Below are 15,351 nucleotides of genomic sequence, written 5' to 3'. Positions count from 1 at the left end.
CGGTGCATGCTTCACATCAGCCCTGCTGATAGAGCGAATAGGCCTCCTCGCCGCTCGCATCCGCATGGATGATCGCCATCAGGCCGCGCACGACGGCGCTCGGATTGGCATGCTGGTAGATGTTGCGCCCGTAGACCATGCCCATTGCGCCCTGCCGCATCAAGGCGGCAGATTTCGCAAAGACGGCCGAGAGGTCTTCCTTGCCGCCGCCGCGCACCAGCACGGGGCAGCGCGCCGCCTCGACGACGCGGTGGAAATCCTCGGCATTGCTCGTGGGATCGGCCTTGACGATATCCGCGCCCATTTCCCTGGCAAGGCGGGTCAGCGTGACGATCTTGTCTGCATCGCCATCCACCATGTAGCCGCCACGCTCCGTGACGGGCTGCATGACCAAAGGCTCGATCATCAGCGGCATGCCGTATTTCTCGCAGTCGGCACGCACGCGCGCAATGTTCTGCACGCATTGGCGGAAAAGATCGGGCTCGTCCGGCAGCATGAAGAGGTTGACCACCACGCAGGCAGCGTCCATCTCGAGTGCGCCGATCAACGGCTCCGCCTCGTTCTGGAGCACGGCCCACATGTCGCGGTGGCGGATGCGGTTATACGGATTGCCCATGTCGACGCGCATGACGAGCGCCGGCTTGTCCTTGCCCGGCAAGGCCTGCAACAGGTCCGCCTGGCCGTAATTCATCTGGATGGCGTCAGGCTTCGCATCGACGAGCGCCTTTACGACGACTGGCATGTTCTCCAGCCCGTCCAGAAAGGATGGTTCGTTGCACACGCCGTGATCGATCGCCACGTCCAGGCAACGGCCATTGCCGAACAGCCGGTTCATCCTGACCTTGCGGTTGTCTCTCATCGTTTACTCCTTTGTTCGTTCCTTGCGGACAGGGTTTCCTCCGCGACGCCATGGCGCTCTCGCATGAGGGTGAGAAATCGGTCGCGCTCCGCCGCGGTGCGCTCTGCGCTCCAGCCCTTTTCGCCGGCCAGCACGTCCAGCGTCGCATCGACCATTGCAAGCGACACTTCGCCGGAGATGGCGAGCGTCGTGCGGCGCAAAAGCAGGTCGTCGAGATGTTCGACGGCCTCGCCCCTGATGAGGTAGAGGACTTCCCGCACGCTGTATCCTTCGTGCGGCAGCGGCCGGTCGGTTTCCGCCGCGATGAAGCGGGCGACATCCTCGGCTTCCGTGCCGTAGCGCGCGAAAAGCGTTTCGACGCGCGAGACGGGGACGCCTGTCGATGCCGAAACACGGCTGATCCAGCTGCCGCGATGCCCGGGGAAGCCGCGCCCGCCGCCAATGGCGCGCTCACCCGTGGCAACGCGGCGCGCATGCCCCAGCCGGGCGAGCGCCATGTCGGCGGCGAGTTCCCCGAAGGAGCGGAAGGTCGTCCACTTGCCGCCGATCATGCACAGCACCGGCGGGCCGCCATCCTTGCCCTCCAGCACCGTACAGAAATGATCGCGCGGGATGCGGCCGGTGAAGCTGTCCTTGCTGGCAGGCAGGGGGCGCACGCCGGCAAACTGGAAGACGATCTCCTCCGGCCGTATGGTGACGCCGGGCAGCACGAAGGCGAGCGATTGCAGGATATAGTCCCGCTCATCCGCCTCGCACCGCACCGTGCCGGGATCGTCGACACGGATATCCGTCGAGCCGACCAGCACCTTGCCGAGATAGGGAAACAGGATGCAGATGCGCCCGTCCTCATTCTCGTAATAGACCATGTGGCCATCGAGCATGTCGCGCAGCGCCGGATTGTCGACGATGAGATGCGAGCCCTTTGTGCCACCCATCAGCGGCGGCGGCGTATCGGCATCGGCAAACAGCGTGCGGTTGGCGATATCGATCCAGCCGCCGGTGGCGTTGATGATCAGCCGCGGCACAATCGGCAGTGTGTCGCCGGTCACGCCGTCGCGCAGCAGGTAGGTCCCCTCGCCGGCCTGCTCTGTTGTCGCATAGTTGAGTGCTCTGGCGTTCGGCCCGGCAGACAACGCATCCTGCAAAAGCTCGATGCCGATGCGTTCGGGATGGCTGACCCAGGCGTCGTAATAGGTCGCCGAATTGCGGATCGACGGATTGAGCGACGGCCACTTGGCAAGCGTCGCCTTGCGGCTGCGAAACTGGTGTTTCGGCATCAGCGCGCGCTTGCGCGTCAGGAAGTCGTAGATGCCGAGACCGGTCTTGATGGCGATGGCGCCACGCCGGCTGGGGCGTCGCGTCAGGCCCAGAAAACGCACGAGGCCGTTGGCAAGCCCTGAGAAGGTATCGAAGATCGGCACGGTCGTCGGCAGCGGCGCGACGTAATGCGGCGCATTGCGCAACAGCCTGTCGCGCTCCATGAGCGATTCCTTGACGAGGCTGAATTCGCCGTTTTCGAGATAGCGCAGCCCGCCATGAACCATGCGCGAGAGCGCCGCACTCGCGCCGGAGCAATAGTCCGCCTTCTCGACGAGCAGCACGTTGACGCCTTGCAACGCCAGCTCACGGAAGACGCTGAGCCCGTTGATGCCGCCGCCGAGGACGCACACGTCCACCTTCGGGCTTTGGCGAAGCCCGTCCAAAATCTCGTTCCGGTTCATGATGGCAGTCCGTTATCCGTCCATGTTGGCCAGGTGCGCCGCAATGGCGTGGTTGATGACCGCGAGGTCTTCCTGCGAGAGCCGGAGCGTGCCGGCCCGTGCATTGTCGAGCGCCTGGGTGGCGTTTCTCGCCCCGCACAGCGCAAAGGTCACGCCGGGCTGCGCCAGCGTCCAGGCAATCACCACCTGCGCGATGCTGGCATCATGCCGCTCGGCCACGGCGCCGATCGCCTGCGCGAAATCCTTGGCTTTCTGCCGGTTGGCGACGGAAAAGCGCGGATTGTCCTTGCGCTGGTCGTCGCCCGCAAAGACGCGGTCGGGGCCGATGGCGCCGGAGAGCAGGCCAAGCGCCAGCGAGGAATAGCTGAGCGTCGCCACGCCGTTTGGAACCGTGAGCGGCAGCAGGTCCGCCTCGATCTCGCGATCGATCATGCTGAACCGCTCCTGGATCGCGTCGAGCGCGCCGGTCGCGATGTATTGCTCCAGTTCGGCGCGGTTGACGTTGCTGGCGCCGATGGCGCGGATCTTGCCGGCCTTCTTCAGTTCCTCCAGTGCCGCGACGGTCTCCGCGATGGGTGTCGTCGGGTCCTGCCAGTGGGTGATGTAGAGATCGATGTAATCGGTGCCGAGCCGGCGCAGGCTCTGCTCGACCTCATGGATGATTGCGTCCCGGCCGAGATAGCGGTGGACCGGCTTGCCGTCCTGATCGAAGAAGTGCCTGCCCTTCTGCGTATGCCAGACCAGGCCACACTTCGTCGCAATGACCGCCTTGTCACGCCGGCCGGCAATGGCCTTGCCGACAATTTCTTCGGAACGGCCGAGCCCATAGGCCGGCGCGGTGTCGATGAGGCTCACGCCCGCATCGAGCGACGCCTGGATGGCGGCGATCGATTGCGCCTCGTCGGTGCCGCCCCACATCCAGCCGCCGATGGCCCAGGTGCCGAGCCCGACGGCCGAGGCCTTGACGCCGGAGCGCCCGATATCACGGATCAACTGTTCGCCGCTCATGCGGAAAGTCCTTCTTCGGAGGCCAATTCGAGGATGCGCGCGCCGGTCGCCTCGTCGGTGACGAGTGTGTCCAGGTGATTGCCGCGCAGCACGCTGAGAATGGAGCTTGCCTTGTTGAGGCCGCTCGCCACGCCGATCTTCGTCGGGATCGAGGCGAATTCCGCGAGCGTCAGCGAAACGAGGGAACGGTTGAGCGAGTAGTCGCATACCTGTCCGTCGCCATCCAGGAGATGGGCGAGCAGTTCCGCGCTCGCACCGGAATGCTCGATGGCGCTGCGGTCCGCGCTCGGCGAGGGGTGCAGGTCATAGTAGGTCGAATCCGAACTCAGGATCGAGCCGATGCCGACCACCGCGACCTTCGCCTCGCGAGCCCGTTGGAAGACATCGGCCACCGAACGCATGTTGATGAGCATGGCGCGCTGGGCGGCATCGTCTGCAAACAGCGGCGCATGGATCTGCCAGGAGCGGCCGCCCAGGCGCTCGGCCATCAGCGTCGAGACGTGGTTGACGTCGGTATAGTGCTTGCCCTGCACGCAGCCCGTGGCGGGAATGACCTCGACATCGAAGCGATGCGGCGCCTGAAGGCCGGCGACCACGGCGCTCACACCCTTGCCGCCGGTGATGCAGATCGTGTCGCCATCGCCGATCTCCTCCAACAGCAGCCGGGCGGCCGCCTCGCCGACGGCGAGAAGCGCGGTCTGCGGATTGTCGGAAACCGTGGGCACCACCACGGCGCGGCTGATGCCGCCGAGCGCCAGAAGCCGTTCCTCCAGGTCGACCAGCGGCTCGACCGGCGACTTGATCTTGATCTCGACGAGGCCGAGCTGGCGGCCGCGTTTGATCAGCCGGTTGACGGTGGCATGCGAGATACCGAGCTGGTCGGCGATCTGCGCCTGCGTCAGGCCCTCAAGAAAATGCAGCACGAGCGCCTGGTGCATCTGACGGGCGATGACGATTTCTTCGCGCGGCGCCGTTGCCCGGGGTTTCAGCGATGGTTTCAGTCTGGCGATCGGCATGTCAGACGGCCTTCCGCTTGTGCAGGAAATGATCGATCGAAACGGCTGCGAGAAGAATGCAACCCTTGATCATATCCTGCCAGTAAACCGAAACGTTCAGAAGGATCAACGACGAGGTGACGAGCGACAGCAGTGCGATGCCGAGGATGGCGCCGAGAATGGTGCCCGAGCCGCCGTTGAGCGAGGCCCCGCCGATGACGGCAGCCGCGATGATGTTCAGTTCCATGCCGACGCCGAATGTGGGCGTGGCGGCGCCGAAGCGGGACATGTAGATCACGCCTGCAACGCCAGCGAGCGTCGAGCACAGCACCGTGACCCAGAACTTCACCTGATTGGTCTTGATGCCCGAATAGAGCGCGGCCTTCTCGTTGCTGCCGGTGTAGAACACCTTGCGGAAGGCAGTCGCGCGGCGCAGCAGGAAATCGAACAGCACGACCACGGCGACGAAGATCAGGATGACATAGGGCACACCGTAGAAGGTGCCCTGCCCGACCTGCTTGAAGGACGCCGGCAGCGTGAAGAGCGACAGCGGCGTGCCCTTGGTGATGATGAGGCAGAGCCCGCGCACGATCACCATCGCCGCCAGCGACGTGATGAAATGGTTGAGGCCGACAACGGTCACGAAGAAGCCCATGGCGCCGCCGATCGCCGCACTCGCGAAAATACCGATGAGCGAGGCCGACCAGGGATCGAGCCCGGCGAGGAAGAGCGAACCCGACAGCACCATGGCAAAGCAGACGACGGAGCCGACGGCAAGATCGATGCCGCCGACGATGAGCAGGATCGTCATGCCGACGACGACGATGCCATCGACAGAGAAACTCATCAGCATGGCGCGGAAGTTGCCGAGCGTCAGGAAATGCGGTGACGCGAAGGTCATGGCGATGCTGAGCGCGAGAATGATGGCGATCAGCCCGGCCTCACGCATGGTACCGACGCGCTTGAAAGACGATGTCCTCGGCGACGGTGCCGTCATCGTATCGATTGCCATGGTCTTCTCTCCCGCTTCCTTTTTATGCGGCATGGTGTGCCGCCTGTTCGTTGCCGAGCCCGGAGGCAAGGCGGATGACGGCCTCTTCCGACATCGCGTCGGCGCCGAGTTCGCCTGCGATGCGTCCCTCCCGGACGACGAGCACGCGGTCGGAAAGGCCAAGCAGTTCGGGCATCTCCGAGGATATGACGATGATGCCGATGCCGGCCTGCGCCAGTTCGCGCAGCAGGCGGTGGATTTCGGTCTTGGCGCCGACATCGATGCCGCGCGTCGGCTCGTCCATCAGGATGACCTTCGGCTTGACGGCCAGTTGCTTGGCGATCGCCACCTTCTGCTGGTTGCCGCCCGACAGCGACTTGACCGGTGCCTCGACCCCGCTCATGCGCACGGCAAGTTTCCTGGCGAAATCCTCCGCCAGCGCCGTTTCTGCGCGGCGCTTCAAGAGCCCGGCGCCGTTGGTGAGCGCCTTCAGCTCCAGCACGGAGACGTTCTGCGCGATGGACATTTCGAGGAAGACACCGGAGCCCTTGCGGTCTTCCGAGAGATAGACGATGCCTGCTTTCACGGCGTCGGAATAGGACTGGATCTTCTGCGGCACGCCATGCAACGAGACCGATCCAGCCGTGCGCGGACGCAAACCGCAGATGCCCTCGGCGATCTCTGTCCGGCCCGACCCGATGAGGCCGCCGATGCCGAGGATTTCGCCCTCGCGCAGTTCGAAGCCGACGTCGTGGAAGCGCGTTGCGTCGGAGAGGCCTTCCACGGACAGAATGGTTTTGCCGGCGGGCGCGCTTGCATCCCGCTTGTCGGGATAAAGCTGGGTGATCTCGCGGCCCACCATGCGACGCACGACATCGTCAGGCGTGATGTCGGCGATGCGATCGGTACAGACATAGCGCCCGTCGCGAAACACGGTCACGCGGTCGCAGAGCGAGAAGATCTCGGCCATGCGGTGGCTGATATAGATGATCGAGATGCCGTTCGCCTTGAGGTCCCGGATGATCGAGAACAGCTGCTGCGCCTCGGTTTCCGTCAGTGCCGCCGTCGGCTCGTCGAGAATCAGGACGCGGCAGTCGAGCGTCAGCGCCTTGGCGATCTCCACGAGCTGCTGGCTGGAAATCGGCAGGTCGGCGACCTTGCGACGGACATCGATGGCGGCGAGGCGGTTCATCACGGCCTGTGCATCGCGTTCCAGCGCCCGGTAATTCATGAAGGGCGACCGGCGGCGGTTGGTAGCCGCCATGAACATGTTCTCGGCGACCGTCGCATCCGGGCAGAGCGCGATTTCCTGATGCACCAGGCCGATGCCGAGCGATTGGGCAGCGGCGGGGGACGCTATGCGCACCGGCGCGCCATCGACGCGGATCTCCCCGGATGTCGGCTGCAGGACGCCGGCGATGATGTTCATCAGCGTCGACTTGCCTGCGCCGTTCTCGCCGCAGAGCGCATGGACCTCGCCGCGCTCCAACGTGAAGTTGACATCCGTCAACGCCTTCACCGCACCGAAATGCTTGGTCACGCCATGAATGGTGAGCACCGGCTCCGCCATCGGTTTTTTCCTCATATGCAGGTCACGCATTGCAATCCCCCCCTCATCCCCCTGCCGGGACCTTCTCCCCGACGGGGAGAAGGGGAAGACCGCCGACACCTCGTTTCCTTCTCCCCGTCGGGGAGAAGGTGGCCCGAAGGGCCGGATGAGGGGGTGGCGCCGACCGACCCACCCCTTCCGCGCCTAAGCGGAGATTACTCCTCGATGCCCTTGGTGCCGCGGCGCTTCAGATACTTGTCCCAGTAAAAATCGTCGGCGTTTTCGGCTGTCACGACGGACAGGCCGTTATCGACGACCGGGATGCTCATCGGGTTGAAGCCCGCGCGCTTGGCGTCGTTCATCGGATCGATCAGCTCGGGATGCTTGGCAAGCCACAGCAGCATGAAGCCCATATAGCCCTGCATGCCCTGGTTCGGGTTGATCGAGCCGAAGACCTCACCGGCCTTGATCATGTCGAGGATGTTGGCGTTGACGTCCGCGCACATGACGAGAACCTTGCCGCCCGCTTCCTTTGCCGCCTGTGCGGCGCCGATGGCCGAGCTCGCCTCCGGCATGAAGACGGCGCCGAGATTAGGATTGGCCTGGATGATGCTGGAAAGACCCTGATAGGCCTTGGTCGGATCCTGGTTGGAGGCCGCGCGGCCGACAAGCTTCATATCCGGCCACTTCTCTTCCATGCGGGCGATGAAGGCCGCGATGCGCTTGTCGTGGTTGTCCTGGCCGGGATTTTCCAGAACCGCATACTCGCCCTTGCCGCCCATCTTCTCGGCAATCGCGTCCGCAGCATAGGTGCCTTCGCGCGTGTTGTCGGAGGTGATGAAGGAAACGCGCTTCGACAGCGGCGAGTCGGCGGCGAAGGTCACGACGGCCGTGCCCTGTTCGATGGCGCGGTTGATCGGCTCGATGAACGGATCCGAATTCATCGGATGCACGAGAATGCCGGCCGGGTTCTGCGCCAGCGCCTGGTCGAAGGTGGCGATCTGCTTGTTGACGTCATATTCCGGTGTGCCGGTATATTCTGTCTCGCAGCCCATCTGCTGGCCGGCCTGCTTGAACATCTCATAGACCGGGAACCAGTATTCGACGCCGGATACCATGACGTTCATGACGTATTTCTCGCCCGGCTTGCAGCGGAACGGGCTTTCCGTCTCGGCAGCGGCCGCACCGGCAAAAAGCGTCGTCGCAAGAACCGCCATGGCGGTCGTCGTGAAAAAAGTGCGCACGTTTCCTCCTTGAGGCCGAAGCCCCTCCCAAATAACCCCAAGGCGCAGCAACCGCGCCGATGTTTGCATGAAGACCGGAATTCCTCCTCGAAATCCGATGGAGGGCAGCTAACGGCAAGCTCGAAGCATTGTCAATATAATTCACATCAAGAAATATATTTCACGCAAACGGTCGAAAACGACCTTCCCGCTCTCGTGTGTATCCGTGCGCTATCTGCAAACGCAAAAAGCCCCGGCTCTCACCGGGGCTCCTGTTTGTGCTTGAAGACGCAGGCTAGAACAGGGCTGCGGTGTTCTTGACCGTAACCCAGATGCCCCAGAGCAACGGCAGGCCGACAATGGCCCAGGCGACGGCCGCCTTGGCGTCGAAGCCGCCTGTGCCGATGCCGAACGAGCCGGTCGGGCCGGCATTCGCCGCCGCGGTCTTGGCCTGCAGGGAGGCGACCTCCTCGTCCGACATGAACCATTTGTCGGAAAGCGGCCGAACCAGCGCATTGGCGATCAAGCCCACGGCCAGCATGCCCGCGAGGATATACATCGTTCCGCTGTAGAGGGCCGGGCCGGGCTCCACGCCCGCGGAGATCTGCGCCTCGCGGATATAGTTGACCACGACGGGGCCGACGATGCCGGCGGTCGCCCATGCGGTCAGGAGCCGGCCGTGGATGGCGCCCACGAACTGCGTGCCGAAGATGTCGGCGAGATAGGCCGGCACGGTGGCGAAGCCGCCGCCATACATCGACAGGATGATGGCGAAGGCACAGACGAAGAGAACCTTGCTGCCCATGTCGGCGAAGGTCGGCGCCAGTGCATAAAGCACGATGCCGAGGATGAAGAACGTATAATAGGTGTTCTTGCGGCCGATCTTGTCGGACAGCGACGCCCAGAAGAAGCGCCCGCCGATGTTGAACAGCGACAGGAAGCCGGTGAAGCCCGCCGCGATTGCGGCAATGGCGGCCTTCTGTTCGAGGCTGAGATCACCGAAGGAAAGTTCGGGCTGACCGATGAGGCGGCCGCCGAAGATTTCCTGCAGCATGGGCGAGGCCATGCCGATGACGCCGATGCCCGCGGACACGTTCATGCACAGCACGATCCAGATCATCCAGAACTGCATGGTCTTGTGCGCATCGCGCAGGTGTACATGCTTGGTGGTGATCATGGTGGTCTTGGAAGCCGGCGGCGTCCAGCCCTCCGGACGCCAGCCGGCCGGCGGGATACGGTAGCCGAAGGCGCCGCCCATCATGAAGCAGAAGTAGATCGCGGCCATGACCAGGAAGGTCTGCCACACGCCCGGGCTCACATCCGTCTTGAAGACGTTCATCAGGATGTTTGCAAGCGGCGCGCCGATCATGGCGCCGCCGCCGAAGCCCATGATGGCCATGCCGGTGGCCATGCCGCGGCGGTCGGGGAACCACTTGATCAGCGTGGACACCGGGGAAATGTAGCCGAGGCCGAGACCGATGCCGCCGATGAAGCCGGCGCCCAGCCACATCAGCCACAGCTGGTGGGTCATGACGCCGAACGCTGCGACGACCATGCCGCCGCACCAGCAGCAGGCCGAGACAAAACCGGCCTTGCGCGGGCCGACCCGCTCCAGCCAGCCGCCCCAGATCGCGGCCGAACAGCCGAGCAGCACGAAGAACAGGGTGTAGATCCAGCCAAGATCGGCGACACGCCAGTTGCAGCTCGTGGTGAACAGCGCGGACAGAAGGTTCATGTCGGCGCAGGCCGGATCGGGATCGCCGGCAATGGCCTTGGACAACGGCAGCCAGAACACGCTGAAGCCGTAGGCCATGCCGATGCACAGATGGATGGCGAGAGCAGCCGGCGGAACCAGCCAGCGGTTGAAGCCGGGTTTCGCGATGATGCGCTCCCGGTCGAGGATGCCGGCGCCATTGCCGCCGACATAGGTCTCGGTCGATGCAGTCATTGTGTCTCCTCCGCAACGCACCCCTCGGATGCGAAGATTTCGTGGCGGGAGGTGGCTGAATGTCCTTCCGGCGTCCAAGGCCGCACCCCCATGTGAGCGCAGGCCACCGGCCCTCCCGCACGCACCTCTGCAAGTGCCATGCCAGAGAATATTTCCTTTTATATCAAACCGTTAAGAAATATGCGCCCCGGAAACCGGACAAATTGTCCTAAAATCCGGACAAAGTGTCCGGTCACTCCGCCTCCGGCAGCCAGACCGTGAAGGTCGCGCCCTCACCCGGCAGGCTGGCCAGCGAAATGCTGCCGCCCTGACGGCGCACCAGCGTCTGGCTGATCGACAGGCCGAGCCCGGTGCCTTCCTGCCGCTTGGTCGTGAAAAACGGATCGAAGATCTTGGCGGCGAGCTCCGGGTCCATGCCGACGCCCGTATCGCTGACGACGATCTCCACGCCGGGGCGACCCTCGCGATCGCTGTCATGCGTCTTGATCGTCAGGCGCCCGCCATCCGGCATGGCATGGATGGCGTTGACCACGAGATTGACGACCACCTGCTGAAGCTCTGTGCGGTTCATCAGAACCTGCCGGGCGGCCGTGTTGTCGAGCGTCACGGATATGTCGGCCCTCGCAAGGAGGTGCTGGACGAGCGGCAGGCAATCGGCCACGGCCAGCCCGGGCGCATGCCGGTCGATGACGCCCGCGAATTCCTCGGGCTTGGCGAATTGCAGGAGCTTGGTGACGATCTGGCTGATGCGCTGGATCTGCTCGTCGAGCAGCTGGAACTCGACCTTGGCCAGTTCCGCCCGGTCTCCCACCACGGAGCGCACGACCTCGAGATTGCCCTGCATGACGGCAATCGGGTTGTTGATCTCGTGCGCCACACCGGCGGTGATCTCGCCGATGGCGGCGAGCTTTTCGGACAGGATGAGCTGCTTGGTCGTGGCCTCCAGCTTGCGGTTGGCGAGCTGGAGTTCGCGCGTTCGCTCGTCGACACGGGCGTTCAGCTCTTCGTTCCAGCCGCGCAGCTGCTGGTCGCTGCGTTCGAGCTGGTCGAGCAGCGCGTCGAGATGCACGGCGACCCGGCCGATCTCGTCCTGGCTGTCCACCGGCCCGGTGCGCGCGCCAAGATCGCCGCTTTCCACCCGCGCGATTGTCGCATCGACGCGCTCCAGCGGCTTGAAGATCCCGCGCGCCCAGCGCAGGAAGATCGGTACGCTGGCCGCGGCAATCGCGAAGAAGGCTGCCACGATGGTCAGGACCGTCTGGTACTTCGCCGCCGTAAAGGGTGCCTCCAGGAAGCCGACATAGAGCATGCCGACCCGCTTGCCGTGACTGTCGACGATCGGTTCGTAAGCGGAGATGTACCAGTCGTTGACGACAAAGGCGCTGTCGAGCCAGGTCCGCCCCTCGTCCAGCACGGCGGCGCGCACGGCGGAGGAAACGCGCGTGCCGAGCGCACGCCGTCCCTCGAAGAGCCGGACATTGGTGCTGACACGCACGTCATCGAGGAAGAGCGTCGCCGTGCCCTGGCTGCCCTCGGGCAGGCTCGCCTCGCGATAGACGAGGTCGTTGATCGTGTCGATGAAGACGAGGTTCTGATTGAGCAGGATGCCGCCGACGAGAACCGCGCCACGCCCGCCGCCGAGCGTCACGGGGCTCGCGCTCTGCACGACCATGCCGCGCGTTTCCTCCTGTCGCTCGGTCGGCACGGCATTGGGCGTGGGCACGAGCGGCAGACGCGCGCGGGCGGCGAGATCCGATGATAGCCGCTCGAGATCGGCATTCTCGAAGATGTCGATGCCGGTTGCCGATTTGCCCGCGATCGCATCCTGGATCACCGGCCAGTCGGTGCGCAGCCTATCCGCCGTCTCTGTGATGACGGAGGCGACGAGCCGGCCATCGGGCTGCATGACATAGAGGAAATCGAGTTCAAGCCGCGCCCGTGCATCGTCGAGCAGCGCCTTGAGCGCGGCGGGGTCGTCTGCGGCGTCGCGGAAGCGGGCCGAGCCGCCAAGGGCGGTGACATGTTCACCGGTGTTGTCGAGGATATGGGCGAGATACTGGTGCGCGATGGTCAGGTCGCCATTGACCTTGGAGATCAGCGTCGCGTCGAATTTCTCGTTCCAGCGATACACCGTCACCCCGAGCAGGAGCGGCAGGATGACCAGCATCGGCAGGAGCGCGATGGCGAGCAGCCGGTAGCGGACGGAGCGCGCGGGCCGCACGACCCCGGCGGGCTCGACCTCAGCCATCCCAGGCCGCCAGCTTGCGCTCGATGGTCTTGCGCGAAATGCCGAGCTGCCGTGCGGCATCGTCCCTCTGGCCGTTGCAGGCGGCGAGCACCGAAAGGATATGGCGCCGCTCGACATCGGCAAGCGATCCGCCATCGCCGGCCGAGGGGGACGTGATCGCAGAACCGAAACCCTCCGGGAAGCGGCCGAGGATCAGCGTGCGCTCGATGAGGTTGCGCAACTCGCGCACGTTGCCCGGCCAGTCGTAGCTCGAAAGCGCACGGCGCGCCGCATCGTCGATGGGCACGGCCGGCATGGCGAGCTGCGCCGACAGCTTGTTCATGAAGAGCGCGGCAAGCTCCACCGCATCGCCGTCCCGCTCCTTGAGCGGCGGCAGATGGATCTGCATGACATTGATGCGGAAGAACAGATCGGCGCGGAAGCGGCCGGCCTGCACCTCCTTCTCCAGTTCCGCATTGGTGGCGAAAACGAACCGCAGGTCGACCGGCACCTCGCGCTCGGAGCCCACGGGCCGCACCTTGCGGTCCTCCAGGACGCGCAGCAGCTTGCTCTGCGTGGCCATCGGCATTTCGCTGATCTCATCGAGGAAGAGCGTGCCACCCTGCGCATGCAGGAACAGACCTTCGCGCGCCCGCTCGGCACCGGTGAAGGCGCCCTTCAGATGGCCGAAGAGTTCGCTTTCGATCATGTCGGGCGGGATTGCGCCGCAGTTGACGGGGACGAAGGGCTTGAGCGCCCGGTCGGAGAGCGTGTGCAACGAGCGTGCGGCCACCTCCTTGCCCGTGCCCGACTGCCCGGTGAGCAGCACCGTGGTCGGCAGCGGCGCGACGCGCGCAATGGCATCGCGCACGCGGGCGATCGCCGAGGACTGCCCGATCAGCCGGTCGCGCAGCAGAATGTGGTCGGACGCTGCCTTCAGCTCGTAGCGCAACACATAGTTCTCGCGCTGCAGGCGGATGCGGTCCAGGCAGCGGGCGACAGCGTTGAGCAACTGGTTGGAGCGAAACGGCTTGAGGATGAAATCGACTGCGCCGGCCCGCAGCGCCTGGATGGCCGTCTCGAGGTCGGCATAGGCCGTCATCAGGATGGCATCGGCAAAAAAACCGATGGCGCGCTGTTCGGCAAGCCACTCCACGCCGTTCTTGCGGGGCATGATGTTGTCGAGGATCACCACGTCGAAATGGTGCTGGTCGAGCTTCACCGACGCCTCTTCGGTATCCGCCGCCAGCTCCAGCCGGGCGCAGCGAGGCCCAAGTGTCCGCATCAGGAAGTTGCGCATGCCGGGCTCGTCGTCGACCACCAGGATCGAGGCCTGCGCCAGCCAGGGGCCGAATTCCGGATCGACGGACGTGTCGCGCGGCACGCGCGCGGCTTCACTCGACACCTGGTTCCCTCCCGGCGGTCATTCGCATCACGCCGCCACCATAAGAAGCCGCGGCCGCAAGCACAAGGCGGCCGGGCTGCTGCTCGCATGGCCAATCACGCCCTTTTATTGTGCGGGACGGCGGCCTGGAGCGCAGGAGGAAAAGAAACGGGCTTGCGCGTTTTCCTGTTCCTAACGGAGGATGGAGACGACGATCACTTCGCGAGCTGCCACGCAAGCGCGGCGGCAAGGATCGCCGGAACGAGGAAAACCACCGCAAGAATCGGCAGCTCCTGCGCGACGGTGTAGCCCGCCTTCGTGACGCCCACCCACATGTTGGTGATCGCGACCACCAGCCAGACCGGGATGAACAGGCGGGCGCCCGCGGCGATGCCGGCGACATCCGCGCCCCACAGCTTTCCGAACAGCGCAAAAACGCCAAGCAGGATCACCCCGCCGGCGATGACAAGAAGCATGTGCATGGGGCGTCTCCCGTTGAGATTAAAAAGACCACCGGCGGGACGGACCGCCGGTGGCCATCCCGTCACTTGGTGGTGTAACCGCCATTGACGAGAATGGTCTGGCCGGTCATCCACCAGCCCTCGGATACCATGAAACGGATGTATGGCACGATATCCTCGATATCCGTGAGCCCGGTCTTCGAGAATTTCGACAGGGCCGCCGCCGTCTTGTGATAGGCAACGGCATCTTCGCCCTCGGCCGGGTAGAAGAAGGGCGTATCCATCGGGCCGGGGCCGATTGCCGTCACCGAGATGCCGCGCTCACCGAACTCCTTCGATGCGGCCCGCGTGAAATGCTCGACCGGAGCCTTCGTGCCGGCATAACTCGCGTAAAACGGCGTGTAGGCGCCGAGAAGCGAAGTGACGAGCGTGCAGATCTTGCCGTTGTCGTTCAGATGCTTGCCGGCTTCCTTGAGGAAGAAGAAAGCCGACTTGGCGTTGACCGCGCTCATGGCGTCATATTCGGCTTCGGTGATCTCGACGATCGGCTTCTTCAACACCTTGCCGACCGTGTTGATGGCGATATCGGGTTTGCCGACGGCGGCGACGGCATCGGCAAAGAGCTTCTCCATGGCGCCCGCCGAGGTGAGGTCGGCCTGGAAGGCGACCGCTTCTGCGCCGGCGGCCTTGATGGCGGCGACGGTCGCGTCCGCATCGGCCTTGCTGGCAGCACTGTTGTAGTGGATGGCGACGGCCCTGGCGCCGTGCTCGGCGAGGTCACGGGCAATCAGGCCGCCGAGATTCTTCGCGCCGCCGGCGATGATGACGGTTTTGCCCTTGATGCTATGATCGGTCATGGGAGGTGATCTCCTTCTCTGGCACGGCCTTATGCCGCGCTTACACGATCAATCTACGGTCTAGGATTTCGGGATAAAGCGGTCTATCATGACATCACTTGTCAGAAATCAAGAACAATGATCGAGCG

General features: G+C 64.4%; 12 protein-coding genes. All 12 read right to left on the bottom strand.

Translation table 11 applies throughout. The features are described 5' to 3' along the window. Positions 1 to 16: 16 nt before the first annotated feature. Entirely contained in the window at positions 17 to 859 is an 843-nt protein-coding gene (locus tag GR158_RS11115; RefSeq protein ID WP_160871142.1) for a class I fructose-bisphosphate aldolase, read from the bottom strand. Continuing rightward, positions 856 to 2,580 (bottom strand): glycerol-3-phosphate dehydrogenase/oxidase, encoded by a 1,725-nt coding sequence (locus GR158_RS11110; RefSeq protein WP_160871141.1) that lies wholly within the window; start codon positions 2,578 to 2,580, stop codon positions 856 to 858. Before GR158_RS11110 ends, GR158_RS11115 begins: the two co-directional genes overlap by 4 nt. Positions 2,581 to 2,592: 12 nt before the next feature. Beyond that, positions 2,593 to 3,588: an aldo/keto reductase gene (locus GR158_RS11105; RefSeq protein ID WP_160871140.1), complete on the bottom strand. Its 996-nt coding sequence runs from the start codon at positions 3,586 to 3,588 to the stop codon at positions 2,593 to 2,595. Beyond that, complete coding sequence (locus tag GR158_RS11100; protein ID WP_134651036.1) at positions 3,585 to 4,604, bottom strand: sugar-binding transcriptional regulator; 1,020 nt, start codon at positions 4,602 to 4,604, stop codon at positions 3,585 to 3,587. The genes GR158_RS11105 and GR158_RS11100 overlap by 4 nt, the downstream gene beginning before the upstream one ends. Before the next feature lies 1 nt (position 4,605). Continuing rightward, complete coding sequence (locus tag GR158_RS11095) at positions 4,606 to 5,595, bottom strand: ABC transporter permease (RefSeq protein ID WP_134651037.1); 990 nt, start codon at positions 5,593 to 5,595, stop codon at positions 4,606 to 4,608. A gap of 22 nt (positions 5,596 to 5,617) precedes the next feature. Next, the gene (locus tag GR158_RS11090) at positions 5,618 to 7,144 is read right to left on the bottom strand and encodes a sugar ABC transporter ATP-binding protein (RefSeq protein WP_160871139.1); all 1,527 of its coding nucleotides are present in this window, start codon (positions 7,142 to 7,144) and stop codon (positions 5,618 to 5,620) included. A 194-nt stretch (positions 7,145 to 7,338) separates the two neighbouring features. After that, complete coding sequence (locus GR158_RS11085; protein ID WP_160871138.1) at positions 7,339 to 8,367, bottom strand: substrate-binding domain-containing protein; 1,029 nt, start codon at positions 8,365 to 8,367, stop codon at positions 7,339 to 7,341. Positions 8,368 to 8,641: 274 nt separating this feature from the next. Beyond that, positions 8,642 to 10,294 (bottom strand): OFA family MFS transporter, encoded by a 1,653-nt coding sequence (locus GR158_RS11080; RefSeq protein WP_134651040.1) that lies wholly within the window; start codon positions 10,292 to 10,294, stop codon positions 8,642 to 8,644. 232 nt (positions 10,295 to 10,526) lie between these two features. After that, positions 10,527 to 12,542: a HAMP domain-containing sensor histidine kinase gene (locus GR158_RS11075; RefSeq protein ID WP_160871137.1), complete on the bottom strand. Its 2,016-nt coding sequence runs from the start codon at positions 12,540 to 12,542 to the stop codon at positions 10,527 to 10,529. Then, on the bottom strand, positions 12,535 to 13,926 hold the full coding sequence (locus GR158_RS11070; protein ID WP_160871136.1) for a sigma-54 dependent transcriptional regulator: 1,392 nt from the start codon (positions 13,924 to 13,926) through the stop codon (positions 12,535 to 12,537). The genes GR158_RS11075 and GR158_RS11070 overlap by 8 nt, the downstream gene beginning before the upstream one ends. 194 nt (positions 13,927 to 14,120) lie before the next feature. Then, on the bottom strand, positions 14,121 to 14,387 hold the full coding sequence (locus GR158_RS11065; RefSeq protein WP_160871135.1) for a hypothetical protein: 267 nt from the start codon (positions 14,385 to 14,387) through the stop codon (positions 14,121 to 14,123). Positions 14,388 to 14,449: 62 nt separating this feature from the next. After that, positions 14,450 to 15,223, bottom strand: coding sequence for an SDR family oxidoreductase (locus tag GR158_RS11060; RefSeq protein ID WP_160871134.1), 774 nt, complete (start codon positions 15,221 to 15,223; stop codon positions 14,450 to 14,452). Positions 15,224 to 15,351 lie beyond the last annotated feature (128 nt).

The sequence above is a fragment of the Shinella sp. AETb1-6 genome (assembly GCF_009826875.1).
GTDB lineage: Bacteria > Pseudomonadota > Alphaproteobacteria > Rhizobiales > Rhizobiaceae > Shinella > Shinella sumterensis.
The sequence above is the reverse complement of the archived record's forward strand: the minus strand, read 5'-3'. Positions and strand labels throughout refer to the sequence as shown.